The sequence below is a fragment of the Shigella dysenteriae genome (genome assembly GCF_022354085.1).
Taxonomy (GTDB): domain Bacteria; phylum Pseudomonadota; class Gammaproteobacteria; order Enterobacterales; family Enterobacteriaceae; genus Escherichia; species Escherichia coli.
In genome coordinates this window covers 2418038-2443762 of the sequence record NZ_CP055055.1, presented here as the reverse complement: position 1 = coordinate 2443762, position 25725 = coordinate 2418038, and the positions used below count along the sequence as shown (strand labels likewise).

At 48.4% G+C, this 25725-nt stretch carries 28 protein-coding genes; 10 read left to right on the top strand and 18 right to left on the bottom strand.

Annotated features, from left to right (window positions below):
* Positions 1-141: 141 nt before the first annotated feature.
* The 6 genes from dmsD to HUZ68_RS11620 form a co-directional block, all read right to left on the bottom strand.
* The gene (dmsD, locus tag HUZ68_RS11645; protein WP_033814558.1) at positions 142-756 is read right to left on the bottom strand and encodes a Tat proofreading chaperone DmsD; all 615 of its coding nucleotides are present in this window, start codon (positions 754-756) and stop codon (positions 142-144) included.
* A 42-nt stretch (positions 757-798) separates the two neighbouring features.
* Complete coding sequence (gene ynfH, locus HUZ68_RS11640) at positions 799-1653, bottom strand: selenate reductase membrane anchor subunit YnfH (RefSeq protein WP_000526477.1); 855 nt, start codon at positions 1651-1653, stop codon at positions 799-801.
* A gap of 1 nt (position 1654) precedes the next feature.
* Complete coding sequence (gene ynfG, locus HUZ68_RS11635) at positions 1655-2272, bottom strand: DMSO reductase like molybdoenzyme iron-sulfur subunit YnfG (RefSeq protein ID WP_000213028.1); 618 nt, start codon at positions 2270-2272, stop codon at positions 1655-1657.
* Between the two features lie 10 nt (positions 2273-2282).
* The gene (ynfF, locus tag HUZ68_RS11630; protein ID WP_001340362.1) at positions 2283-4706 is read right to left on the bottom strand and encodes a selenate/tellurate reductase subunit YnfF; all 2424 of its coding nucleotides are present in this window, start codon (positions 4704-4706) and stop codon (positions 2283-2285) included.
* Positions 4707-4766: 60 nt separating this feature from the next.
* Positions 4767-7193, bottom strand: a complete 2427-nt coding sequence (gene ynfE, locus HUZ68_RS11625) for a selenate/tellurate reductase subunit YnfE (protein WP_033815594.1) — start codon at positions 7191-7193, stop codon at positions 4767-4769.
* 198 nt (positions 7194-7391) lie between these two features.
* Positions 7392-7697 (bottom strand): DUF1161 domain-containing protein, encoded by a 306-nt coding sequence (locus HUZ68_RS11620; RefSeq protein ID WP_033815595.1) that lies wholly within the window; start codon positions 7695-7697, stop codon positions 7392-7394.
* 107 nt (positions 7698-7804) lie between these two features.
* Here HUZ68_RS11620 and HUZ68_RS11615 point away from each other — a divergent pair, with 107 nt between their 5' ends.
* Positions 7805-8515, top strand: coding sequence for a YnfC family lipoprotein (locus HUZ68_RS11615; RefSeq protein WP_001321287.1), 711 nt, complete (start codon positions 7805-7807; stop codon positions 8513-8515).
* A 2-nt stretch (positions 8516-8517) separates the two neighbouring features.
* On the opposite strand, the gene speG is transcribed toward HUZ68_RS11615, so the two are convergent.
* Entirely contained in the window at positions 8518-9078 is a 561-nt protein-coding gene (gene speG / locus HUZ68_RS11610; RefSeq protein ID WP_001138584.1) for a spermidine N1-acetyltransferase, read from the bottom strand.
* Between the two features lie 34 nt (positions 9079-9112).
* On the bottom strand, positions 9113-9454 hold the full coding sequence (locus tag HUZ68_RS11605; RefSeq protein ID WP_000705197.1) for a DUF1283 family protein: 342 nt from the start codon (positions 9452-9454) through the stop codon (positions 9113-9115).
* A gap of 134 nt (positions 9455-9588) precedes the next feature.
* On the opposite strand from HUZ68_RS11605, the gene HUZ68_RS11600 reads away from it, so the two are divergent.
* The 5 genes from HUZ68_RS11600 (at position 9589) to HUZ68_RS11580 (ending at position 15340) form a co-directional block, all read left to right on the top strand.
* Positions 9589-9915, top strand: a complete 327-nt coding sequence (locus tag HUZ68_RS11600) for a YnfA family protein (protein WP_033815596.1) — start codon at positions 9589-9591, stop codon at positions 9913-9915.
* A 205-nt stretch (positions 9916-10120) separates the two neighbouring features.
* Positions 10121-11335, top strand: coding sequence for a starvation-sensing protein RspA (rspA, locus tag HUZ68_RS11595; protein ID WP_001295394.1), 1215 nt, complete (start codon positions 10121-10123; stop codon positions 11333-11335).
* A gap of 11 nt (positions 11336-11346) precedes the next feature.
* Positions 11347-12366 (top strand): Zn-dependent oxidoreductase, encoded by a 1020-nt coding sequence (locus HUZ68_RS11590; protein WP_033815597.1) that lies wholly within the window; start codon positions 11347-11349, stop codon positions 12364-12366.
* A 57-nt stretch (positions 12367-12423) separates the two neighbouring features.
* A complete protein-coding gene (gene ydfJ, locus HUZ68_RS11585; RefSeq protein WP_000151243.1) occupies positions 12424-13791 on the top strand; it encodes an MHS family MFS transporter YdfJ in 1368 nt (455 codons plus the stop codon).
* Positions 13792-13879: 88 nt separating this feature from the next.
* Entirely contained in the window at positions 13880-15340 is a 1461-nt protein-coding gene (locus HUZ68_RS11580) for a mannitol dehydrogenase family protein (RefSeq protein ID WP_033815607.1), read from the top strand.
* Positions 15341-15375: 35 nt separating this feature from the next.
* On the opposite strand, the gene ydfZ is transcribed toward HUZ68_RS11580, so the two are convergent.
* The 3 genes from ydfZ to ydfG form a co-directional block, all read right to left on the bottom strand.
* Positions 15376-15579: a putative selenium delivery protein YdfZ gene (ydfZ, locus tag HUZ68_RS11575; RefSeq protein WP_000214712.1), complete on the bottom strand. Its 204-nt coding sequence runs from the start codon at positions 15577-15579 to the stop codon at positions 15376-15378.
* A gap of 176 nt (positions 15580-15755) precedes the next feature.
* Positions 15756-16442 (bottom strand): DNA-binding transcriptional regulator rspR, encoded by a 687-nt coding sequence (gene rspR, locus HUZ68_RS11570; protein WP_000215549.1) that lies wholly within the window; start codon positions 16440-16442, stop codon positions 15756-15758.
* An 88-nt stretch (positions 16443-16530) separates the two neighbouring features.
* Positions 16531-17277 (bottom strand): bifunctional NADP-dependent 3-hydroxy acid dehydrogenase/3-hydroxypropionate dehydrogenase YdfG, encoded by a 747-nt coding sequence (ydfG, locus tag HUZ68_RS11565; protein WP_000636575.1) that lies wholly within the window; start codon positions 17275-17277, stop codon positions 16531-16533.
* A gap of 136 nt (positions 17278-17413) precedes the next feature.
* Between ydfG and dcp the strand changes: the two genes are divergently transcribed.
* Positions 17414-19459 (top strand): peptidyl-dipeptidase Dcp, encoded by a 2046-nt coding sequence (gene dcp / locus HUZ68_RS11560; RefSeq protein ID WP_033815608.1) that lies wholly within the window; start codon positions 17414-17416, stop codon positions 19457-19459.
* Between the two features lie 44 nt (positions 19460-19503).
* Here dcp and HUZ68_RS11555 read toward each other — a convergent pair whose 3' ends face one another.
* Positions 19504-20022 (bottom strand): 2-oxo-tetronate isomerase, encoded by a 519-nt coding sequence (locus HUZ68_RS11555; RefSeq protein ID WP_001383200.1) that lies wholly within the window; start codon positions 20020-20022, stop codon positions 19504-19506.
* 275 nt (positions 20023-20297) lie between these two features.
* Here HUZ68_RS11555 and ydeI point away from each other — a divergent pair, with 275 nt between their 5' ends.
* Both ydeI and dgcZ read left to right on the top strand, forming a co-directional pair.
* Positions 20298-20690 carry a YdeI family stress tolerance OB fold protein gene (gene ydeI, locus HUZ68_RS11550; RefSeq protein ID WP_000671917.1) on the top strand — a complete coding sequence of 131 codons (393 nt, stop codon included), beginning with the start codon at positions 20298-20300 and terminating at the stop codon, positions 20688-20690.
* Between the two features lie 254 nt (positions 20691-20944).
* Positions 20945-21835 (top strand): diguanylate cyclase DgcZ, encoded by an 891-nt coding sequence (gene dgcZ / locus HUZ68_RS11545; RefSeq protein ID WP_000592810.1) that lies wholly within the window; start codon positions 20945-20947, stop codon positions 21833-21835.
* A 114-nt stretch (positions 21836-21949) separates the two neighbouring features.
* Here the strand turns inward: dgcZ and mgtT are convergent, their stop codons facing one another.
* The 3 genes from mgtT to ydeE all read right to left on the bottom strand — a co-directional run bounded on the left by mgtT (position 21950) and on the right by ydeE (position 23463).
* Positions 21950-22054, bottom strand: a complete 105-nt coding sequence (gene mgtT, locus HUZ68_RS11540) for a protein MgtT (RefSeq protein ID WP_211180496.1) — start codon at positions 22052-22054, stop codon at positions 21950-21952.
* Positions 22054-22149, bottom strand: a complete 96-nt coding sequence (gene mgtS / locus HUZ68_RS11535; RefSeq protein WP_000901367.1) for a protein MgtS — start codon at positions 22147-22149, stop codon at positions 22054-22056. Before mgtS ends, mgtT begins: the two co-directional genes overlap by 1 nt.
* Before the next feature lie 126 nt (positions 22150-22275).
* Complete coding sequence (gene ydeE, locus HUZ68_RS11530; RefSeq protein ID WP_021577478.1) at positions 22276-23463, bottom strand: efflux MFS transporter YdeE; 1188 nt, start codon at positions 23461-23463, stop codon at positions 22276-22278.
* 194 nt (positions 23464-23657) lie between these two features.
* Here ydeE and eamA point away from each other — a divergent pair, with 194 nt between their 5' ends.
* On the top strand, positions 23658-24557 hold the full coding sequence (gene eamA / locus HUZ68_RS11525) for an O-acetylserine/cysteine exporter (RefSeq protein WP_000087193.1): 900 nt from the start codon (positions 23658-23660) through the stop codon (positions 24555-24557).
* Positions 24558-24587: 30 nt separating this feature from the next.
* Here the strand turns inward: eamA and marB are convergent, their stop codons facing one another.
* From marB to marR, 3 genes are read right to left on the bottom strand one after another with little or no spacing between them, the layout of a single operon-like run.
* The gene (gene marB / locus HUZ68_RS11520; protein ID WP_000803524.1) at positions 24588-24806 is read right to left on the bottom strand and encodes a multiple antibiotic resistance protein MarB; all 219 of its coding nucleotides are present in this window, start codon (positions 24804-24806) and stop codon (positions 24588-24590) included.
* A 31-nt stretch (positions 24807-24837) separates the two neighbouring features.
* The gene (marA, locus tag HUZ68_RS11515; protein ID WP_000091199.1) at positions 24838-25221 is read right to left on the bottom strand and encodes an MDR efflux pump AcrAB transcriptional activator MarA; all 384 of its coding nucleotides are present in this window, start codon (positions 25219-25221) and stop codon (positions 24838-24840) included.
* A 19-nt stretch (positions 25222-25240) separates the two neighbouring features.
* Positions 25241-25675 carry a multiple antibiotic resistance transcriptional regulator MarR gene (gene marR, locus HUZ68_RS11510; protein WP_000843419.1) on the bottom strand — a complete coding sequence of 145 codons (435 nt, stop codon included), beginning with the start codon at positions 25673-25675 and terminating at the stop codon, positions 25241-25243.
* Positions 25676-25725 lie beyond the last annotated feature (50 nt).

The following is a 25725-nucleotide window of genomic DNA, read 5'->3' as shown; positions in this document are numbered from 1 at the left end:
GAAACACGGGCGACTATTTTGCGGCAAAAGAGGCCAGCCGCAAAAGCAGTGCGTGCTTTAAGAGATAAAAAAACGTGACACTGTAACGTATTATTGCCGAATTGCGCGTAATCGTCACCATCCGGCAATATTACGGTAATCCTATCGAAACAGCGATTTAACCGCGACAGGAATTAACAGTTGTGATTGCCATTGCGCCAGCGTTAAGCGAGCCAGTTCACCCAGTGCACGGTAGAAAGGGTGTTCTGCTTTTTCGATAAAAACGTCAAGAAAACGTGTTGACCACGGAAAAAGGTGCCATGCCAGCAATTCTTCGCATTCTGTCTGGCGACCATTCTCCGCCAACCACGCAGCCATCAACAGCAGTGAACCAAAATGATCTTCCGGTTCGTTTTGCTTCATTTCAAACTGAATGCCTTTCTCGCGCATCCACTGACGAAGTGCCAATGTTGAATCGCCAAACAGCACAGATTCGCGATCCAGCCAGACCGACCCCCACGGCGGTGAAGGCAGTGCCCACGGGCCGACAAACAAACGCTGCCAGGCCTGGGCGTGAGTCTCTTCACACTGAGTCTGAAAAGCCGTCACCAGCGGCGCTAATGACGCTTCTGGTAGAGGCCACTGAGTTTCCCAGCCGTCACGGGTGAGTACCGCAACCAGAGGTGCGGCTTCAGCACTCTCTGGAGCGTAGTAAAACAGTGCGCCCAACACGCGCGCCGCAACAGAAAAATTATCTTGCTGTGAAAAATGGGTCATTCCTAACATCCTGAAATGTGCGGGTTGCCCCGCACTAATTTGTTAACCTGCAATAGCCATTCCTACCGTCATGTGCAGGCCATAAAAGAGCACACGCCCGATCATCTCACCGCCAAGTATGAGGATTAGCCCCAGAATAAGTCCGGCAACGTGAGGTTCACGGCGACGAATGAGCGGACAAAGCCAGCATCCAAGACCTGCGCATAACAATACCACACGCCAGACCTGTAAGGAGGCGTAATCTGGTACCAGTGCGCTGGCTTGTTGCACGGATGAGTGAATAGACGACAGAGACAAACCTTGCAGCACAATCACCCCGGCACAAGCGATCAGCGCCAGAACGCTAATGATGGCAAATGGTGTGGTATTAAATGTAACGCGGGCTGCCCGCAGAATTGCGGCAGCAAGTATTGGACCACTCAACAATACCGTCAGGAAGAAAGCCAGCGTAGTGTAACCGTTATGCCAGGTTGGCACAGTGTCGATTTGATACACGCAGGTCATCATCCAGACGAAAATGACGCCGAGCGCCATGCTGACAAGTAACCAGAGTTTCCCCAACGCTTGCGGCATTTTACCGATGACCGCCACCAGCCACCATAGTCCGCCAACGGCAAAAAATATGGAACCGGCAGCAATCTCGTTACTTAGACCAGAAGCTCCGATTCGATTCAGCGAGTTAAACGCCCGCAGTGGCGATCCCAGGTGCATGACAGAGGCAATAAACCCGATGCCCATCAACAGCCAGAGGAAAAACATGCCACGAACAATGTGCTGACGGTCTGCGTCATTTTTGGCGGCGAACCAGCCAATTCCGCTAACAATCAGCGCGCCTACTACGCATTGACCCAATACGGTAAAGATAACCAGTGGCCATTCATGCCATCCATTTCCCATTTTACACTTCCTCCGGATTAGCCAGATAACCAGTGGTATCGCCGGTCGGGCGGCTGTTGGCGTTAGGTTTGATAACGATATTGGGTTTTGTGAAATGCGCGCGCGGCAGTGGCGCGACGGCAGCCAGAGTGCCGTGCTTCTGGCGCAGCTCTTCAATTGGACCGAACTCAAGTGCACGCAGCGGGCAGGATTCGACGCATATGGGTTGTTTCCCCTCGGCGACGCGCGAATAACAACCATCGCACTTCGTCATGTGCCCTTTTTCAGCATTGTACTGTGGCGCGCCGTACGGACAAGCCATGTGGCAGTAGCGGCAGCCGATACAAACATCTTCATCAACCACCACAAAGCCATCTTCACGCTTATGCATTGCGCCGCTGGGGCAGACTTTTGTACATGCGGGGTCATCGCAATGGTTACAGGAGATGGAGAGATAATAAGCGAACACGTTCTGGTGCCAGACGCCATTATCTTCCTGCCAGTCGCCGCCAGCATATTCATAAATACGGCGGAAACTGACTTCCGGGCCAAGATCTTTAAAATCTTTGCACGCCAGTTCGCAGGTTTTACAGCCAGTACAGCGGCTGGAATCGATAAAAAATCCATATTGTGTGGTCATGGGCTACTCCTTAAACCTTTTCGATCTGGACAAGATTGCTGTGCGACGGGTTTCCCTTTGCCAGCGGTGAAGGGCGGTGAGAGGTCAGAATATTAATACTGCCGCCGTGATCGACCCGGTCACCAAACATATCCGCTTTAAGCCACGCACCTTGCCCGATGGCGGTAACGCCAGGCAGAATACGCGGAGTCACTTTTGCGGCAATCAGCATTTCTCCATTATTGTTAAATACCCGCACGGTATCGCCATGACGGATACCGCGAGCCTGAGCATCAATGGGGTTGATCCACACCTCTTGTGGGCAGGCCTGCTGTAACACATCAATATTGCCGTAGCTGGAGTGGGTACGCGCTTTGTAGTGGAAGCCCGTTAACTGCAGTGGATAGGTTTTCCGCAGGGGATCGTCCCAGCCATCAAAACCTGGGGTATACGCAGGAAGGGGATGAATAATTTCATCTTTTTTCAATTCCCAGGTATCTGCAATCTTCGCCAGTCGTTCAGAATAAATTTCGATTTTCCCCGAAGGTGTTTTCAACGGGTTTGCCTGTGGATCTTCACGGAATGCGCGGAAAGCGACGTAGTGTTCTTCCGGGCATTTTTTCTTAAAGATCCCGGTCGTTTTCATCTCCTCGTAGTCGGGCATCTCAGGGTTACGTTCCTTCGTTTTCGCATGGAGATATTTGATCCATTCATGCTGACTGCGACCTTCAGTAAAGGTTTGATAAACGTCCGGTCCTAAGCGTTTGGCGACTTCACTCAGCATCCAGTAGATGGGTTTGCGTTCAAATTTTGCTGAGGTTGCGGGTTGGGCGAGGATCACATAGCCCATATTCCCTGCAGATTCATGAGAGATAAGGTCTTCTTGCTCTGTTGGCATCAGGTCGGGCAACAGGATATCGCAATACTTAGCCGAGGCCGTCATGAAGTGGTCAATGCCAACAATCATCTCGCACTTGCTGTCATCCTGAAGCACCTCATGGGTGTGATTGATGTCGCCATGTTGATTGATCAATGTGTTACTGGCGTAGCACCATAAAAACTTGATGGGGACATCCAGTTTTTCTTTTCCACGAACACCATCACGTGTCGCGGTCATTTCCGTACCATGGTCGATGGCATCTGTCCATGTAAAGACGGAAATCTGCGTTTTAACAGGATTCTCGAGCATCGGGAACCATTCTACCCCCAGATCCCAGCTACCTTCGCGTACGCCTGAGTTGCCGCCGTTTATGCCGACGTTACCGGTGAGAACGGAAAGCATGGCAATAGCGCGGGATGTTTGTTCGCCGTTGGAGTGTCGTTGTGGCCCCCAACCCTGACAAATATAAGCAGGTTTTGCTGAACCGATCTCTCGTGCCAACTGGATAATTTTTTCTGCCGGAATGCTGGTGATTTTTGCTGCCCATTCCGGCGTTTTAGCTATGCCGTCAGGCCCTTCGCCCAGAATATAGGCTTTATAATGCGCGTTACGTGGTGCGTTGGCGGGCAGCGTTTTTTCATCGTAACCAACACAATATTTGTCGAGAAATGGCTGATCGACCATGTTTTCAGTAATCAGCACCCAGGCAATCGCACAGGCCAGTGCGCCATCGGTGCCAGGGCGAATGGGCAGCCATTCATCTTCACGCCCGGCAGCTGTGTCGTTATAACGTGGATCGATGACGATCATGCGTGCGTTTGAACGTTCGCGGGCTTGCTCGACGTAGTAAGTGACACCACCACCGCTCATCCGCGTTTCTGCCGGGTTATTTCCGAACATAACGACCAGTTTCGTATTGGCGATATCATCCGGGCTGTTGCCATCATTGGCACCGAACATATAACTCATTGCGGCACTGATCTGTGCGGTACTGTAGCTGCCATAGCGACTGAGAAAACCACCGCAAGAGTTCATCAGACGGTACGGGACGTTTGAGTTGGTGATGTTTCCGCCATCTACACCTGTTCCGTACAGGACATGTACAGCCTCATTGCCGTAATCTTTCAGGATCCGCCGAAGATTATCACTGATGGTATCCAGGGCTTCGTCCCAACTTATCCGTTCAAATTTACCTTCACCGCGCTTGCCGACGCGCTTCATGGGATATTTCAACCTATCAGGATGATTCATCCGTCGGCGGATAGAGCGCCCGCGTAAACACGCTCGAACCTGATGATTACCGTAGACGTCGTCACCTGTCGTATCAGATTCCACCCAGTACACGGTGTCATCTTTCACATGCAAACGTAACAGACAGCGGCTCCCGCAGTTAACGGTGCAGGAACTCCAGACTGCTTTCTCTTCTACCGGTGCCTCTGCCGCTCGGACCATTTGGGAAAATGGCAGAGTGAAAGCACTGCTTGCCAGCGCAAGACTGCCAAGTGCGGAGGTTTTCATCAGACTTCTACGGCTGATTTCAGCCTTCATGAGCGCCTCTGTGGTATGGATTTTCATCATTACTCACTTATTGCTTTTCAAACAAAATGTCATGCCAGAATTTATGGTTGTAGTGGGTTATATTTTTTCGATCTCGACCAGATTCGTATGCTGCGGGTTTCCCTTCGCCAGTGGTGAAGGGCGCAGAGTGGTTAGCGTATTCACACAGCCTCCATGGTCGATTTTATCGCCAGACATATTGGCCTCGTGCCAGGCTCCCTGGCCCATAGCGCTAACTCCAGGGAGAATACGTGGTGTCACTTTGGCTGGTAGCCGAACTTCGCCACGATGGTTATACACCCGCACCATATCGCCGTTGGCAATCCCACGTTTCTGTGCGTCTATAGGGTTGATCCACACCTCCTGACGGCAGGCAGCCTTCAGGACATCAATGTTGCCGTAGGTCGAGTGAGTACGGGATTTGTAATGGAAACCAAACAGTTGCAGTGGAAAGGTACTACGTTCAGGGGAGTCCCAGCCTTCAAAGGTTGAGGCATAAACTGGCAGTGGGCTTATCACTTCATCTTTTTCCAGTTCCCAGGTACGGGCAATTTCCGCCAGCTTGCTGGAATAAATTTCAATCTTACCGGAAGGTGTTTTAAGTGGATTTGCCTCGGGGTCGTCACGAAATGCTTTGTAGGCGACAAAATGACCATTGGGATCTTTACGCTTATAGATACCCATTTTTTTCAGTTCGTCGTAAGACGGTAACGCCGGATCTTTGGCAAGCATTTTGGCGTACAGATGTTGTAACCATTGTTCCTGCGTGCGACCTTCAGTGAACTTTTGATAGACGTCAGGTCCAAGACGTTTCGCGACCTCACTCAGGATCCAGTAAATCGGTTTACGTTCGAATTTTTCGCTGGTGACTGGCTGGAGGAAAATGAGATATCCCATGTTACCGGCGTAGTCGTTAGGAATAATATCTTCCTGCTCAACGGTCATCAGGTCTGGCAGCAGAATGTCGGCATATTTTGCCGATGAGGTCATAAAGTTTTCGATGACCACAATCATTTCGCATTTCGATTCGTCTTGCAGAATTTCATGCGTTTTGTTGATGTCAGAATGCTGATTAACCAGGGTATTTCCCGCGTAGTTCCAGATGAACTTAATGGGCACATCCAGTTTATCTTTGCCGCGGACGCCGTCGCGGATTGCCGTCATTTGCGGACCATGATCGATAGCATCTGTCCAACTGAAGCAGGAAATTGACGTTTTGACCGGATTATCCAGCACCGGCAGTCGCTCTATGGTAATGGTATAGGTCGATTCACGCGCGCCACTATTTCCGCCGCTGATGCCGACATTGCCCGTCAAAATAGGCAACATAGCAATAGCGCGTGCGGTCAGTTCGCCGTTTGCCTGGCGTTGCGGCCCCCAGCCCTGGCAGATATAAGCGGGTTTTGCTGTGCCAATTTCACGCGCCAGTTTGATGATACGGTCCACCGGGATACCGGTAATTTGCGAAGCCCACTGCGGCGTTTTCGCTGTTTTATCGTCTCCTTCACCAAGAATATAGGCTTTATAGTGACCATTTTTGGGTGCATCTGCGGGTAAGGTTTTTTCGTCATAGCCGACGCAGTATTTATCGAGAAAAGGTTGATCAACGAGATTTTCGTTAATCAATACCCAGGCAATACCCGCAACCAGCGCGGCATCGGTGCCCGGGCGAATAGGAAGCCATTCGTCTTCACGACCGGCAGCCGTATCGGTATATCGCGGATCGATAACAATCATTTTTGCGTTCGATTTTTCGCGCGCTTTTTCAAGAAGATAAGTGATGCCACCGCCGCTCATGCGGGTTTCTGCCGGGTTGTTACCAAACATCACGACCAGCTTGCTGTTTTCAATATCCGTGGTGCTGTTGCCATCATTACTGCCGTAGGTGTAGGGCATGGCACAGGAAATTTGTGCGGTGCTGTAGGAGCCATACTGATTGAGTGAACCGCCGTAGCAGTTCATCAGGCGTTTGACCGCCGAGGCTGATGGCGAAGAGCGGGTCATATTGCCGCCAACGATCCCCGAAGAGTACTGAATATATACAGCCTCATTGCCATATTGTTCGACGGTTTTCTTCAGGCTACTGGCGATAGTATCCAGGGCTTCATCCCAGCTAATCCGTTCGAATTTGCCTTCACCGCGTTTACCCACGCGTTTCATTGGGTAATTCAAGCGATCGGGATGATTAATACGCCGGCGGATGGAGCGACCGCGCAAACAGGCGCGTACCTGATGGTTGCCGTACTCATCGCTGCCGGTATTGTCAGTTTCCACCCAGGTCACTTCATTATCTTTAACATGTAGACGAAGTGCACAGCGGCTACCACAGTTGACGGAACAGGCACCCCAGACCACTTCTTCGCGGGCCTGTTGTACCGCTGCTGCTGCACTGCGCAGGGTAAACGGCAAAGAAAAACCGCCTGCAGCCAGCGCCAGAGAACCTATCGCGGTAGATTTAACGAGTGTTCTGCGGCTGATGCCCACCATTCGGTCATTTTTGGACATAACTCACTCCCTGTTCTTTATCGTTATATAAATGTTTATATATTGAATATTTAGCGCGCTAACAATAGAGGGAGTCTACCCATTTTGGATTAAGAATTATTAATCCACATCAATAGAAGGGTATGAGTAATATGGTGGGATTATGTTGTATGTTCAAATCGCCGGATGTGTCATATCCGGCGTTCAGTCGATAATGTATTACTGCGGTTCGGCAGGCACGCCATCCTGGTTAGACTGCGCGGGAGCAGAGACGTTACCGCTGGTGGTGCGGGTGTAGAGAATTTTATGCGTATCATTAGCGCAATGCCCGACGACCTGAGAATCAGGCTGATCAACCTGGTCATTGGGTACAATACTTAACGTGAAGCTGCTTTCGGGTACGCCATTATTGATAATGCGTTGTGATATATCGCTCTGTATGCGCTCACAGGATCCCGGCGCGGCAAGTACCGCGGGTGAGGCGAGGGCGAGCAGAAGCGCGGCACAGCAGGTTGAGAGTTTCATCATAAGCTCCTTACGCGAAGATAACTTCTTTAAGCATAGCATTTAACGTGTAAAGTACTGTATTTGCTACTATGATTGAGAATCATCTCTACTCTCTGGTGACTGTTGTGAAATACAAATTACTACCATGCTTACTCGCGATATTCCTCACAGGATGTGACCGCACAGAGGTAACACTTTCATTTACCCCTGAGATGGCCAGTTTCTCTAATGAATTTGATTTTGATCCGCTGCGTGGTCCGGTAAAAGATTTCACTCAGACATTAATGGATGAGCAAGGTGAAGTGACGAAACGTGTTTCTGGGACTTTGTCGGAAGAAGGCTGTTTTGATTCACTCGAATTACTGGATCTGGAAAATAATACCGTGGTCGCTCTGGTACTGGACGCCAATTATTACCGTGATGCCGAGACGCTGGAGAAGAGAGTACGTTTACAGGGAAAATGCCAGCTAGCGGAATTACCTTCCGCCGGGGTGAGTTGGGAAACCGATGATAATGGCTTCGTGATTAAAGCCAGCAGCAAACAGATGCAGATGGAATATCGCTATGATGATCAGGGGTATCCGCTGGGTAAAACCACGAAAAGTAACGACAAAACATTATCTGTCAGCGCCACGCCATCAACGGATCCGATCAAAAAATTAGATTACACAGCGGTTACTTTACTGAACAATCAACGGGTTGGTAATGTAAAACAGAGCTGTGAATATGACAGTCACGCTAATCCGGTGGACTGTCAGCTAATCATTGTTGATGAAGGAGTAAAACCCGCCGTCGAACGGGTTTACACCATCAAAAATACGATCGATTATTATTAATGCTATTGTGCGGTCGGCTTCAGGAGAGTCTGACCCGGTGTTTTGTGCTCTGCCAGATACTGATGCTGGAATATGCACATGCGAATGGCATTACGATATTGACCATTAATAAAGAACTCGTGCATCAATTCACCTTCAACCGTAAAGCCAAGCTTGCGGTAAATATGAATCGCCTTTTCATTCTCTTTATCAACGATCAGATACAGCTTATAGAGATTGAGAACGGTAAAGCCATAGTCCATTGCTAATTTTGCGGCACGGGTTGCCAGACCTTTCCCCTGATACTCCGGGGAGATAATTATCTGAAATTCTGCGCGGCGATGAACATGGTTAATTTCCACCAGCTCCACCAGACCGGCTTTTTCGCCGTCACATTCCACCACAAAGCGCCGTTCGCTCTGATCGTGAATATGCTTATCATACAGATCAGAGAGTTCAACAAAGGCTTCGTAGGGTTCCTCAAACCAGTAACGCATCACACTGGCGTTATTGTCGAGTTGATGTACATAGCGTAAATCTTCACGCTCCAGCGGGCGTAGCTTAACACTGTGGGCGCTTGGCATAACGTGTCCTTACATTCCTTAAATCAATAACAGGTTAGGGGGTAATAACGCGGCCAGTTCGACGGTCCAGGCAGCGCAAAGTATTTGGCTCCCAGTAGGCATTGATGTTGGCGCTTTGCTCGCATTTATCGCGGTTATCAAAAGCGGCGTCGGCTTTATCCCACTCTTTTTCAGTGCGTTTATTCACTTTCTGGCGCAGATTGCGCGTGTCATTCCATTGCTCTTTTTCCATAGCGGCGTGCTGGCGGCTTTGTGCACTGTCGCCAGACTCAATCACCAGTTTGTTAGTTTCGGCATGAACAGTTGTGCTCAATGCCAGTGCACAAGGCAGCAGAAAAGCGAGCAGGCCGATTCGTTTGCTGAGAGTGATTTTCATAATTCATTCCCTGTATGAATGATTAAAGGTGATTCTACACCATCCACTGCGAACGCAAAACGTACCAGGAGGGTGTTTATATTGATGATATTATGTCGCCCTATAACTATACATGATGTCAATAAGTGACAAAGATGATTAAAACAACGTTACTATTTTTTGCTACTGCGCTGTGTGAAATTATTGGATGCTTTCTGCCCTGGTTGTGGTTAAAACGAAACGCCAGTATCTGGCTGTTGCTTCCGGCGGGGATTTCACTGGCGCTGTTTGTCTGGTTATTAACGTTGCATCCTGCGGCGAGTGGGCGTGTTTACGCGGCTTATGGTGGCGTTTATGTCTGCACGGCGTTGATGTGGCTGCGCGTTGTGGATGGCGTGAAACTGACTCTTTATGACTGGACGGGTGCGTTGATTGCGCTTTGCGGCATGTTGATCATTGTTGCGGGCTGGGGGCGCGCGTAAGGACATAAATCTATTTTATCAATAAGATACGAGGATGTGTCAGCTGACAAAAGGTATTCTATTTCATCTTTTGTCAACCATTCACAGCGCAAATATACGCCTTTTTTTGTGATCACTCCGGCTATTTTTGATCTTCATACTTGTATGGTAGTAGCTCAGTTGCGTAGATTTCATGCATCACGACAAGCGATGCAAGGAATCGAACATGAAGATCGTAAAGGCTGAAGTTTTTGTTACCTGTCCGGGGCGTAATTTCGTCACATTAAAAATCACCACTGAGGACGGTATTACGGGCCTTGGGGATGCCACCCTCAATGGACGTGAGCTTTCCGTGGCCTCTTATTTGCAGGATCACCTTTGTCCGCAGCTTATTGGTCGCGATGCGCACCGTATCGAAGATATCTGGCAGTTTTTCTATAAAGGTGCTTACTGGCGTCGCGGTCCGGTTACGATGTCGGCCATTTCAGCGGTTGATATGGCGCTGTGGGATATTAAAGCCAAAGCTGCCAACATGCCGCTTTACCAGTTACTCGGCGGCGCGTCTCGTGAAGGGGTGATGGTTTATTGCCATACCACCGGTCACAGTATTGATGAAGCTCTGGATGATTATGCCCGTCATCAGGAGCTGGGATTCAAAGCCATCCGCGTGCAGTGCGGAATCCCTGGTATGAAAACCACCTACGGCATGTCGAAAGGTAAAGGTCTGGCTTATGAACCCGCAACCAAAGGACAGTGGCCGGAAGAGCAGCTGTGGTCGACGGAGAAATACCTCGATTTCATGCCGAAATTGTTTGACGCGGTACGTAACAAGTTTGGTTTTAATGAACATTTGCTGCATGACATGCACCATCGCTTAACGCCTATTGAAGCGGCGCGCTTTGGTAAAAGCATTGAAGATTATCGCATGTTCTGGATGGAAGACCCGACGCCTGCGGAAAACCAGGAATGCTTCCGTCTCATTCGCCAACATACCGTCACACCCATCGCGGTGGGTGAAGTCTTCAACAGCATCTGGGACTGCAAGCAACTGATTGAAGAGCAACTTATCGATTATATCCGCACCACGCTGACCCATGCAGGCGGAATTACCGGTATGCGCCGGATTGCCGATTTTGCTTCGTTGTATCAGGTACGTACTGGCTCACACGGTCCTTCCGATTTGTCACCAGTCTGCATGGCTGCGGCGCTGCACTTTGATCTGTGGGTCCCCAATTTCGGTGTCCAGGAATACATGGGTTATTCCGAACAAATGCTCGAAGTCTTCCCGCACAACTGGACTTTCGATAACGGCTATATGCATCCGGGAGACAAACCGGGTCTTGGCATCGAATTCGATGAAAAGCTGGCGGCGAAATACCCCTATGAACCTGCTTATCTACCAGTCGCACGTCTGGAAGATGGCACGCTGTGGAACTGGTAAGGAGTAAGATAATGAAAAGCATATTAATTGAAAAACCGAATCAACTGGCGATTGTCGAACGTGAAATACCCACCCCGTCAGCGGGTGAAGTACGAGTAAAAGTGAAACTTGCCGGAATTTGTGGTTCAGATAGCCATATTTATCGTGGGCATAATCCTTTTGCGAAATATCCGCGCGTCATTGGTCATGAATTCTTTGGCGTCATTGATGCGGTGGGTGAAGGTGTGGAAAGCGCCAGAGTCGGTGAACGTGTTGCTGTCGATCCGGTGGTCAGCTGTGGTCATTGCTATCCGTGCTCTATAGGTAAGCCGAACGTTTGTACGACACTCGCTGTATTAGGTGTGCACGTTGACGGTGGTTTCAGTGAATATGCTGTGGTTCCGGCAAAAAATGCGTGGAAAATTCCTGAAGCAGTGGCCGATCAATATGCGGTGATGATCGAACCTTTTACCATTGCGGCTAACGTAACCGGTCATGGTCAACCGACAGAAAATGATACCGTTCTGGTTTATGGTGCCGGTCCAATCGGCCTGACGATCGTTCAGGTATTAAAAGGCGTCTATAACGTTAAAAATGTTATTGTTGCCGATCGCATTGATGAACGACTGGAAAAAGCGAAAGAGAGCGGGGCTGACTGGGCGATTAATAACAGCCAGACACCGCTTGGCGAGATTTTCACTGAAAAAGGCATCAAGCCGACATTAATTATTGATGCGGCTTGTCATCCTTCTATCCTGAAAGAGGCCGTAACGCTGGCTTCTCCAGCGGCACGTATTGTATTGATGGGCTTCTCCAGTGAACCTTCTGAAGTGATTCAGCAAGGAATTACCGGAAAAGAACTCTCTATTTTCTCTTCACGCTTAAATGCAAATAAATTTCCGGTCGTTATCGACTGGTTAAGTAAAGGGTTAATTAAACCAGAAAAATTAATTACCCATACGTTTGATTTCCAGCATGTTGCTGATGCCATTAGTTTATTTGAACAGGATCAAAAACATTGCTGCAAAGTCTTACTCACTTTTTCTGAATAATACCAATAACGGCGAGTAAGTAGTACGCATCTTACCTCTTTTTTAGAGATAACCATTATGACAATAGAAAAACACGAAAGAAGCACTAAGGATTTGGTGAAAGCAGCAGTATCGGGATGGCTGGGCACTGCGCTTGAATTTATGGATTTCCAGTTATATTCGCTCGGCGCAGCGTTAGTGTTTCATGAAATATTTTTTCCTGAATCATCAACGGCAATGGCGTTAATTTTGGCAATGGGAACCTACGGTGCAGGTTATGTGGCGCGTATTGTCGGAGCATTTATTTTCGGCAAAATGGGCGACAGAATAGGGCGTAAAAAAGTGCTCTTTATTACCATCACCATGATGGGGATCTGTACCACCTTAATTGGAGTGTTACCGACCTATGCACAGATTGGTGTTTTTGCACCCATCTTGCTGGTGACGCTGCGTATTATTCAGGGGTTGGGTGCAGGTGCGGAAATTTCCGGTGCCGGTACGATGCTGGCGGAATATGCGCCAAAAGGTAAGCGCGGAATTATCTCCTCATTTGTAGCTATGGGAACTAACTGCGGAACCTTGAGCGCAACGGCAATCTGGGCCTTTATGTTCTTCATTCTCAGTAAAGAGGAACTGCTGGCGTGGGGATGGCGTATACCGTTCCTGGCGAGCGTTGTCGTGATGGTCTTTGCTATCTGGTTGCGTATGAATCTGAAAGAAAGCCCGGTCTTTGAGAAAGTTAACGACAGCAACCAACCGACAGCAAAACCTGCACCTGCTGGTAGCATGTTCCAGAGCAAATCCTTCTGGCTGGCAACAGGACTGCGTTTTGGTCAGGCAGGTAACTCCGGGTTAATTCAGACTTTCCTTGCAGGCTATTTAGTACAGACGTTATTGTTTAACAAAGCAATTCCAACAGATGCATTGATGATCAGTTCGATTCTCGGCTTTATGACCATTCCGTTCCTTGGTTGGTTATCCGATAAAATTGGTCGCCGGATCCCGTATATTATTATGAATACCTCCGCGATTGTGCTGGCATGGCCAATGCTTTCTATCATCGTAGATAAAAGCTATGCCCCGAGCACCATTATGGTTGCACTGATTGTGATTCATAACTGTGCGGTGCTGGGATTATTTGCTCTGGAAAACATTACCATGGCAGAAATGTTCGGCTGTAAAAACCGCTTTACCCGGATGGCTATTTCAAAAGAAATTGGTGGTCTTATCGCTTCCGGTTTTGGTCCTATCCTGGCAGGTATTTTCTGCACCATGACGGAATCCTGGTATCCAATCGCCATTATGATCATGGCATATTCAGTGATTGGTTTAATCTCTGCGCTGAAAATGCCAGAAGTGAAAGACCGTGATTTAAGTGCGCTGGAAGACGCTGCGGAAGATCAACCGCGTGTTGTAAGAGCTGCGCAACCTTCCAGAAGTCTGTAAATCCTCAATCCCTTCTCTTACCGGAGAGGGGATTTTTATCCATATAACAAAACATGTAGCTTGCCATATTTAAATTTAAGGAATTGTTATGGGAAATAATTTGTTATCAGCAAAAGCGACACTCCCTGTTTATGATCGTAATAACCTGGCCCCAAGAATTGTTCATTTAGGCTTTGGTGCATTTCACCGTGCGCATCAGGGCGTGTATGCCGATATTCTTGCTACAGAACATTTCAGTGACTGGGGATATTATGAGGTCAACTTAATCGGTGGCGAACAGCAAATTGCCGATTTACAACAGCAAGATAATCTTTATACCGTTGCGGAAATGTCGGCCGATGCGTGGACGGCTCGCGTCGTTGGCGTCGTTAAAAAAGCCTTGCACGTACAGATAGATGGCTTAGAAACCGTGTTGGCTGCGATGTGTGAACCGCAAATCGCGATTGTCTCTCTGACAATCACCGAAAAAGGGTATTTCCACTCTCCGGCGACCGGACAGTTAATGCTCGATCACCCGATGGTCGCTGCCGACGTGCAAAATCCCCACCAGCCGAAAACAGCAACAGGGGTGATTGTTGAGGCGCTGGCTCGCCGTAAAGCGGCAGGACTTCCCGCATTTACCGTCATGTCATGTGACAACATGCCAGAAAACGGTCATGTTATGCGTGACGTTGTCACTTCCTACGCGCAAGCCGTTGATGTAAAACTGGCACAATGGATCGAAGATAACGTGACTTTCCCATCAACAATGGTGGACCGTATTGTGCCCGCAGTGACAGAGGATACGCTGGCGAAAATCGAACAGCTTACCGGTGTGCGCGATCCTGCTGGCGTTGCCTGTGAACCTTTCCGCCAGTGGGTAATCGAAGATAATTTTGTTGCCGGACGTCCGGAATGGGAAAAAGCGGGAGCCGAACTGGTTAGCGATGTACTGCCTTATGAAGAGATGAAGTTGCGCATGCTCAACGGCAGTCATTCATTCCTGGCGTATTTGGGTTATCTTGCCGGATATCAGCACATTAATGACTGTATGGAAGATGAACATTATCGTTATGCGGCGTATGGCTTGATGTTGCAGGAACAAGCGCCGACGCTGAAAGTGCAGGGCGTTGATTTGCAAGATTACGCTAACCGATTAATTGAACGCTATAGCAACCCGGCGTTACGTCATCGAACCTGGCAGATTGCGATGGATGGCAGCCAGAAATTGCCACAGCGGATGTTGGATTCTGTTCGCTGGCATCTGGCGCATGACAGCAAGTTCGATCTGCTGGCGCTGGGCGTCGCGGGTTGGATGCGTTATGTCGGTGGTGTTGATGAACAGGGAAATCCGATAGAAATCAGTGACCCACTGTTACCTGTTATTCAGAAGGCTGTACAAAGTAGTGCCGAAGGGAAAGCGCGCGTCCAGTCATTGCTGGCGATTAAGGCGATTTTTGGTGGTGATTTGCCAGACAATAGCTTGTTTACTGCAAAAGTGACGGAAGCGTACTTGTCTTTATTAGCGCATGGCGCGAAAGCGACCGTGGCAAAATATTCCGTGAAGTAAAAAAAGCAATGCCGCCATCGGCGGCATTCACACGCTTAGTTCATGCCGAGACGAATCAGGTCCAGTGGTGCCAGTTTCTCTTCACAACCTTCAACAACTACGGTTTTTCCGCGGCGGATTTGCTCAGCGGTCAGACCTTCAGTATCAATCGACAGGATCTTGCCAGTGTGACCGGTGCCGCTAACCATAACACGGCTGCCAGTGGTGATTGCGTTACGGTTACGATCGTAGGTCGTCATAGGTGTTTTCTCCTTTCTGATTTACAGTCGAAGCCCACGTAACGGGCGCAATATAAATACTCCTGTCGAGTGAAATATTTTTTGTTTTTGATCAAGCTCACATCTTTTTTGATGCATGCATGAGCCATAAGGCGGGGGTAAAGACTCTCATCCCGGATGGGATGAGAGGAAATGAATTACTCTTCGCTAAACCAGTCGCTATTTTCCTGGCGGATCTGGCGCACGGATTCGCTGATTTCCTGCAAATGTTGCGTCATTGCACGTTCTACCGCATCGCCATCACGTTTTTGCAGGGCAGAGAAAATATCAAGATGCTGGCGTAACAGCATTTCTGGTGGAGAAACGTGGTCGAAACTCATATAGCGCACGCGATCAACGGTTGCTTTCAGGTTCTCAATGGTATCCCACGCCAGTTGACAGTCGGCAATCTGCGTCAAGAGTTGATGGAAGTTGTCATCAAGTTCAAAAAAATCATCCAGTTGCTTGCGCTCAATGGCAATGCGTTGCTGGTGAAGATTTTGTTCCAGTTGGTAGCACTGGCTTTCGGTAATCATGCTCGCCGCCCGACGCGCCACCGCGCACTCAATGGCCTGACGGATAAAACTGCCGTTGCGCACCTGGGCCATGGAAATTTTGTTGACGTAGCTGCCACGCTGCGGACGAATTTGAATCAGGCCGTTTTCCGCCAGTTTAATAAAGGCTTCACGAACCGGCTGGCGTGACACATTGAAACGAACAGAAACTTCTTTTTCCGACAACGGTGTGCCTGGAGCAATCAGGCAATGGACAATGTCGCGACGAAGGATACGATAAATCTGCTGATTGACAGGCTGTGTGGGATTAAGTTGCGTTTCGACGGTCATTCGTTCTTGCTTGTGAGTGAGTTAACTGCATGAGTCTACCACTTTTTTGTGACAAGCAATAACCCGGCAGTTAAGCCGGGTATAAAAATTACTGACGGTGGACATTCAGTCCGGCATAGCTTTGGGTAACCGGCATCATTTCCAGGGTATTGATATTGACGTGAGCAGGCAGCGTTGACACCCACCAGACGGCTTCGCTGACATCCTCTGGCGTCAATGCAACGGTATTTTGATAGGTTTTTTCCGCTTTACCGTCATCGCCTTTAAAGCGGACATTGGAAAACTCGGTGCCACCCACCAGACCCGGTTCGATGTCGGTGACGCGCACCGCCGTACCATGCAGATCCGTACGCAGATTCAGGCTAAACTGACGAACAAACGCTTTCGTCGCACCGTAAACGTTACCACCGGCATACGGCCAGCTACCTGCCGTTGAGCCAATGTTAATAATATGACCATGATTACGTTCAACCATACCCGGTAAGACGGCGCGCGTCATATATACCAGGCCTTTATTGTTGGTATCAATCATCGTTTCCCAGTCTTCAACGCTGGCTTTATGCGCAGGCTCCATGCCCAACGCCAGGCCGGCATTATTTACCAGGATATCAATATTGCTCCACTCGGCAGGGAGCGATGCCAGCATCTCTTCAATAGCGGCGCGGTTGCGAACGTCCAGTTGGGCGATGTACAGATTATCTCCCAGTTCGTCTTTTAACTCCTGCAACCGTTCCTGGCGACGGCCAGTGGCGATAACTTTATGCCCTTGTTGAATAAAACGACGAGTAATGCATTCACCAAAACCTGCCGTTGCTCCAGTTACTAAAACGATCATCTCACTGTTCCTCAACGCTTTTGTGTGTCAATAACATAGCACGTGATGCTTAAGAGCGGGTAATACTGGTTTGCAAGATTGCACTCCGTTATCAGTAAGCCTACGCTATGGAACACCTCGCGTTCAGGAGAAGAAAATGACAACAATGAATCCTTTCCTTGTGCAAAGCACACTGCCGTATCTGGCTCCCCATTTTGATCAAATTGCCAATCATCACTATCGCCCGGCATTCGATGAGGGAATGCTGCAAAAGCGGGCAGAAATTGCTGCCATCGCGCTTAACCCGCAAACACCTGATTTCAACAATACTATTCTGGCACTGGAACAAAGCGGAGAATTACTTACCCGCGTTACCAGCGTCTTTTTTGCGATGACTGCGGCGCATACCAATGATGAATTACAGCGTCTTGACGAGCAGTTTTCCGCTGAACTGGCGGAACTGGCTAATGATATCTATCTGAATGGTGAATTATTCGCGCGGGTAGATGCTGTCTGGCAACGCCGTGAATCTCTGGGGCTTGATAGTGAATCCATCCGCCTGGTGGAGGTGATTCATCAACGTTTTGTCCTTGCCGGAGCCAAGCTTGCGCATGCTGATAAAGCAAAATTAAAAGTACTGAATACAGAAGCTGCGACCCTGACCAGCCAGTTTAACCAGCGATTACTGGCAGCAAATAAATCCGGCGGTCTGGTTGTGAACGATATCGCGCAACTGGCAGGAATGAGTGAGCAAGAGATTGCGCTGGCGGCAGAGGCGGCTCGCGAGAAAGGTCTGGATAACAAATGGCTGATTCCGCTGCTGAATACCACCCAACAACCGGCGCTTGCCGAAATGCGCGATCGTGCGACGCGTGAAAAACTGTTTATTGCGGGCTGGACGCGAGCGGAAAAAAATGATGCCAATGATACCCGCGCTATCATTCAACGTCTGGTGGAGATCCGTGCACAACAGGCTACATTACTCGGTTTTCCTCATTATGCCGCATGGAAAATCGCCGATCAGATGGCAAAAACACCTGAAGCAGCACTCAACTTTATGCGGGAAATTGTTCCAGCGGCGCGTCAACGTGCGAGCGATGAATTAGCCTCCATACAGGCGGTTATTGATAAGCAGCAGGGCGGGTTTAGCGCGCAGCCGTGGGACTGGGCATTTTATGCCGAACAGGTCCGGCGGGAGAAATTTGATCTTGATGAGGCGCAGCTCAAGCCATATTTTGAATTAAACACGGTGTTGAATGAAGGTGTATTCTGGACCGCGAATCAGCTCTTCGGTATTAAGTTTGTCGAACGTTTTGATATTCCTGTCTACCATCCTGACGTTCGGGTGTGGGAAATTTTTGATCATAATGGCGTGGGGCTGGCGTTATTTTACGGTGATTTCTTCGCCCGTGATTCAAAAAGCGGCGGTGCATGGATGGGCAATTTTGTTGAGCAATCAACGCTTAATGAAACGCATCCGGTAATTTATAACGTCTGCAATTATCAGAAACCCGCTGCCGGTGAGCCTGCGTTGTTACTCTGGGATGATGTCATAACCTTATTCCATGAATTTGGTCATACGCTGCACGGCCTTTTTGCCCGCCAGCGTTATGCCACGCTCTCCGGCACCAACACGCCGCGTGATTTTGTCGAATTTCCGTCGCAGATCAACGAACACTGGGCAACGCATCCGCAGGTATTCGCTCGCTACGCCCGGCATTATCAGAGCGGGGCAGCAATGCCTGACGAACTGCAACAGAAAATGCGTAATGCCAGCCTGTTCAACAAAGGGTATGAGATGAGCGAACTGCTTAGCGCCGCACTTCTCGATATGCGCTGGCATTGCCTGGAAGAAAACGAAGCAATGCAGGATGTCGATGATTTCGAATTGCGGGCGCTGGTGGCGGAAAATATGGATCTTCCTGCTATACCGCCACGCTATCGCAGCAGTTATTTCGCCCATATTTTTGGTGGCGGATATGCCGCAGGTTATTACGCTTATCTGTGGACGCAAATGTTGGCCGATGATGGTTATCAGTGGTTTGTTGAGCAGGGCGGATTAACGCGTGAAAATGGGCTGCGTTTTCGCGAGGCGATCCTTTCCAGAGGTAACAGCGAAGATCTGGAACGCCTGTATCGACAATGGCGCGGTAAGGCACCTCAGATTATGCCGATGCTGCAACATCGTGGCTTGAACATATAAACACCACCAATGGCTGTCCTGGAGATATCGCCAGGCCAGCCTGGTTATAGCAGTAACTGCAGCAGCTGGGCGAGGGCAAACCTCACCGCTAAAGCTAATACCGTTTCGCAGTCGCCAGCAAAATGTATAACCGCAGTGTAGTTCTGGCCTTTAATATGCCACGCGAACCAGACGGTACCCGCTGGCGTACCATCTTCACCTCCCTCCGGTCCGCCGTAGCCGGTAATGGCAATACTGACATCAGCATCCGCACGCTCTATGGCACCGGTTGCCATTTCTGCTGCCACTTTCTCACTCACCGCAGAATATCGTTCAAGAGATTGCTGGCTTACGCTGAGGATTTTCATCTTTGCCTGATCGGTGAAAGTAACAAAGCCTGCACCGTAAAATTTGGGTGTATCTTCAGCTGCACACAGGGCGCTAGCCAACTTACCGCCGGTGCATGATTCGGCGGTAGTTAAGCGTAATTGATCCGCGATAAGTCTTTGACTCAACGCGGATGTCAGGTTTTCAATAGTGTCGGTATCTGCAAGTTGTACAATTTTATTTCTATTAATGTTCACTGTTTTTTATCCACGCTTTTATATGTAAAGGTGATTTGCTTTTTCTGTATGCTCGTCCAATATAATAATTTCCAAACATATAAATCCGATTATTCTGAAAATATGTTTAAGACTTTTCAATCTTCTTAACTTTAGTGAGTTAAACTCTCTGAATATTTGACAGCTAGTTGGCTGATTTTAAATGCCTTATAACAATTGGCAGTATTCTTATTTGGCAATTATAAAAATAGCAACCAGACTTAATAAGTCAAACCAAACGCAATTAAGGAGTCAGTATGAAATTTCAGCCCATTGTATTAGCAAGTTTTCTTGTCATGCCTTATGCGTTGGCAGATGACCAGGGCGGTTTAAAACAGGATGCAGCGCCACCGCCGTCTCATGCAATAGAAGATGGCTATCGCGGAACCGATGATGCAAAAAAAATGACCGTTGATTTCGCAAAAACCATGCACGATGGCGCTTCGGTTTCACTACGCGGTAATTTGATTTCTCACAAAGGAGAAGACCGTTACGTTTTTCGCGATAAGAGCGGTGAAATTAATGTTGTTATTCCTGCGGCCGTTTTTGATGGACGAGAAGTTCAGCCGGACCAGATGATCAACATTAGCGGCAGTCTGGATAAGAAAAGCGCGCCGGCCGTCGTTCGGGTCACTCATTTGCAGAAATAAAAATAAATTAGCCCGATGGCCTGAACTACTGGGCCATTAGGGTATTGGGTTATGCTTTTTGTCATCCTTTTATTTACGATAATGCAGAGGTAATTTACAGAATTAAACACTTTTTTATCCGCTGATTTTGTTTTAAATCACAATGTTATCTCAGAGATGAATCATAACTTCGGATTTCTATGAAAATATTGACGTAATTTTGCTTTTCTCTCGTTAGAATAGCGCGCACAAGGAACTGTGAAAAAGGAGTGGCAATGATCAAGAAGACAACGGAAATTGATGCCATCTTGTTAAATCTCAATAAGGCTATCGATGCCCACTACCAGTGGCTGGTGAGTATGTTTCACAGCGTGGTCGCGAGAGATGCCAGTAAGCCAGAAATAACGGATAACCATTCTTATGGACTGTGCCAGTTTGGTCGGTGGATTGATCATCTGGGGCCACTCGATAACGATGAATTACCTTACGTTCGGCTAATGGATTCTGCCCATCAACATATGCATAACTGTGGTCGGGAATTAATGCTGGCTATTGTTGAAAATCACTGGCAGGACGCGCATTTCGACGCCTTTCAGGAGGGGTTGCTTTCTTTTACTGCGGCATTAACCGATTACAAAATTTATTTGCTGACGATCCGTAGCAATATGGATGTTTTGACGGGATTGCCGGGGCGTCGGGTTCTTGATGAATCCTTTGATCATCAGTTACGCAACGCTGAGCCTCTGAATCTTTATTTAATGTTGTTGGATATTGACCGATTTAAATTGGTTAATGATACCTACGGGCATTTAATCGGCGATGTAGTATTACGCACCCTGGCAACTTACTTAGCCAGTTGGACGCGTGATTACGAAACGGTTTATCGCTACGGGGGCGAAGAATTTATCATTATTGTCAAAGCGGCTAATGATGAAGAAGCATGTCGTGCAGGTGTCAGAATTTGCCAGTTAGTCGATAACCATGCCATCTCACATTCTGAAGGGCATATCAACATTACCGTGACAGCAGGTGTGAGTCGCGCATTTCCTGAAGAGCCTCTGGATGTGGTCATTGGAAGAGCAGACCGGGCAATGTATGAGGGTAAGCAAACCGGAAGAAATCGCTGCATGTTTATTGACGAACAAAATGTGATTAACCGAGTTTAAGCTCCGTTTAACATTCATTGAGAAAACTGATGCTACTGTGTCAACGATCCGTTATCAGTGCAGGAAAATGCCTGTTAGCGTAAAAGCAAAACACAAATCTATCCATGCAAGCATTCACCGCCGGTTTACTGGCGGTTTTTTTTCGCCGTCATAAAAATCAGGCCCCTTGTACACAACTGTAACAAGGGGCCGGTTAGGTGAGGGATTATCTCCGTTCATTAGTCATCCCATTTGTGGCTGAAATACGCGGCCAGAAAACCAGAAAATAAAATTATTCCCAGTACGGCCATAAAAACATTCATATTACCCAGCATTATTTGCCTCCGTTTATGGTGTGGTGTGTTTCCTCGCTTACCTTAATTTTCATCTCAATGAGAAAGATATTAGCAGAGGTAACCTAAACGAAGGCTGAATTAAATTTTTATTGTGTTCGACTTAAATCAACAAAGCGCGGGCTGCCCCCACGGTTTTGCACGAATCCCTTTTAACATCAGCACCCACGCAGCAATGATCACCAACGCTAAGATGATAAACAGCGAGGAAGGCGGCAGGTTGGTTAGCACTAGGCCACTCACTAATGGGTTAATTGCGGCACCAAGCCAGCCTAAAGACTGGGCGGAAAAATAGCTGGCTTTCATTCCTGGCGGCGCAATATGGTCAATCAACATATACTCGCCCGGCGCATAAATGATTTCACCGACAGTAAATACCGCAGCTGACATACCCCACAATAGCAGGCTGTTTCCGGAAAAAATAAAACCGACCAGACCGATGACGAAACAGAGGGTGCCTGCTGTCATCAGCGCGCGGATGTTAGCCGGGTTAAGTCGGCGGCCCACGGAATATTGCAACGTAACTACCATGGCGGCATTCACCGGAAGAACAACCGCGACCACCTTTTCGGCAAAATCACCATCAGCAATCACCATCACATATTGTGAAATGCATGAAGCAAATGCGCCACTAACAAAAGAAGCCAGAAAGCCAGAGCAGGTAAACCACAACAGTGCCTTATCTTGTAATAAAACTTTCGGCGACCAGACACTGCCTGTTTCCGTGGCGATGATTTTCTCGCTGCGCTTTACCCAAATTTGAATGAAAAACATGGGAAACGCAGAGCAGATAGCGGCCAGCCAAAAGGGCAGATTGATGCTCTGCATGACCAACAGCGTGCCGAGTGGCGGGCCGACGGTCCAGCCAATATTGAGCATGGTGTAGTTGATCGAGAAGATCTTCGTTTTGCTGGTGGATGAAAGATTGTCGGCAAACCAGGCTTTCAACACTGTGGCAAAAACGGAATAGGCGCAGTTGATGAGTGCGAAAAAAAGTACCACCAGCGTGACGCTGTCAACCAGGGGAATAGCAATAAAACCGCTGGCGAAGGCCGTAATTGCCAGTAACATATAGCGTTTCTTGTCGAACTTATCCGCCAGGATACCAAAACCGAGGCTAAAAACGACGCCAATAGTGAGCGCAATTGTCATCGCATAACCAATGAGATCGACACTCAGGCTGTATTGACGACTTAAGTAAATGGTCATAAATGGCAGCGTAGCGCCGCGTCCGATGGTTAATAACAACGACGAGGCAAGAAGGGCGCTGGTAGAGCGTCGTAGGGATAAGTTCATTTGTCTGTCCGGCAGTGCGTTTCGTTATGTTTTGTTTTAGAGATGTAAAGAAATAGCATGGCAAAAATCCGAAGTATAGCGACTTATTTGCGCATTAATGCCGTCGTAACCGGCGACTAACGAATCAACTGTTAAAGAAAAGTAAATTCAGCTAAGTTGATTGCTTACAAAAGATGAAATTCAGAGGCGGTAGAATGTCGCGAAAAGATGGGGTGTTGGCGCTACTGGTAGTGGTCGTATGGGGGCTAAATTTTGTGGTCATCAAAGTGGGGCTTCATAACATGCCACCGCTGATGCTGGCCGGTTTGCGCTTTATGCTGGTCGCCTTCCCGGCAATCTTTTTCGTGGCACGACCAAAAGTACCGCTGAATTTACTGCTGGGGTATGGTTTAACCATCAGTTTTGCACAGTTTGCCTTTCTCTTCTGCGCCATTAACTTCGGTATGCCGGCTGGACTGGCCTCGCTGGTCTTACAGGCTCAGGCGTTTTTTACTATCGTGCTCGGTGCTTTTACTTTTGGCGAACGGCTGCACGGTAAGCAACTGGCGGGGATTGCGTTAGCGATTTTTGGCGTACTGGTGTTAATCGAAGATAGCTTTAACGGTCAGCATGTGGCGATGCTCGGTTTTATTTTGACTCTGGCAGCGGCATTTAGTTGGGCGAGTGGCAATATCTTCAACAAAAAGATCATGTCTCATTCATCCCGTCCGGCGGTAATGTCTCTGGTCGTCTGGAGCGCATTAATCCCGATAATTCCGTTTTTTGTCGCCTCGCTCATTCTCGATGGCTCCGGAAAAATGATTCACAGTCTGGTCACTATCGACATGACCACCATTCTGGCGTTGATGTATCTGGCATTTGTAGCGACGATAGTTGGCTACGGGATTTGGGGTACGCTGCTTGGACGCTATGAAACATGGCGTGTCGCACCATTATCATTACTGGTGCCGGTAGTCGGTCTGGCAAGTGCAGCGTTACTGCTGGATGAACGCTTAACAGGTCTGCAATTCTTAGGGGCTGTGCTCATTATGGCCGGACTGTATATCAATGTATTTGGTTTGCAGTGGCGTAAAGCGGTGAAGGTAAGAGGTTAACAAGCCCCGATATGCCGGGGCCTGAATATACTACATGGCTTGTTGGTTATAATAGGGCACGCCCAGCGCATCCGATTTGTCACTGCCTGTACCCATGTGATTTAAATCGAACGGTGGTTGTTCCTGCGATGGGGGAACAACCACCACATCGCCACAGGAAGTAACGAGCGGTTGCTGGGTTTGTTCCGCAACGCCCTGCGCGGAAAAGAGAATAAGCGCAGCTGCTATTGCGGATAAAAGCGGTTTCATAATTGCCTCAGTGACGTTGTCACGTTTTCAACTAGCTGTTGTAATGGTTTAATGGATGTAAAAAGCGCGATTCGCCCTGCATATTGGTCATCCGGTATTTATGCGGCGGAACATCAAAGTAATTTTTGAAGGTTCGGGTCAGAGTTTGTTGCGACTCGAAGCCATATCGTTCTGCCAGATAGAGTATCGGCTCGTTACTTTCCTTCAGCTTTTGCGCGATTTCCGTCATCTTACGGCTGCGGATGTATTGGCCTAATGAATGACCGGTTTCTTTTTTAAACATCCGTTGCAGGTGCCATTTAGAGTAACCCGAACGCTCTGACACTTTCTCCAGTGACAGTGGCGATTCCAGGTTGTCCTCGATCCAGTCCAAAATGCTATGAATGGTAATAGCGTCAGTATTGCGTCTGGACATCGTCATACCTCTTTTTTGTTTACGGCAGGACTTTCTTAAGCAAATGCTCAAGTGTTGCCACTTCGTCCGCCGTCAGGTTTTTTGTTAATTCTTGATGCAGGTCCTGGCCAACTAATTGATGGCATTGTTCACATATTGCCGCGCCGCTGGTGGTAAGTTTTACCAGTACGCCGCGCTTATCATTCGGGTTCGGCAACCTTTCTACCCAGCCTTTACAGACCAGGCGATCCAGCATACGGGTCAGTGCTCCCAGGTCGACCGACAACACTTTTTTCAGTTCAACCGGAGTAATACACGCCGCGCAGCGGATAGAGCAGAGCACCTTAAACTGTGCCGCGGTAATATCCAGCGGAGACAGATACTCGTTAAGCAGACGATCTTTCTTCTGATTAACCATATGGATTAAGCGACCCAATGGAATAATTTCATTGAACAGATCGCTGGTACTTTTCACATTAGTTGCCCTGGCAAGTAATTAGTTGCAGGGGATAATATTGCCCAGGC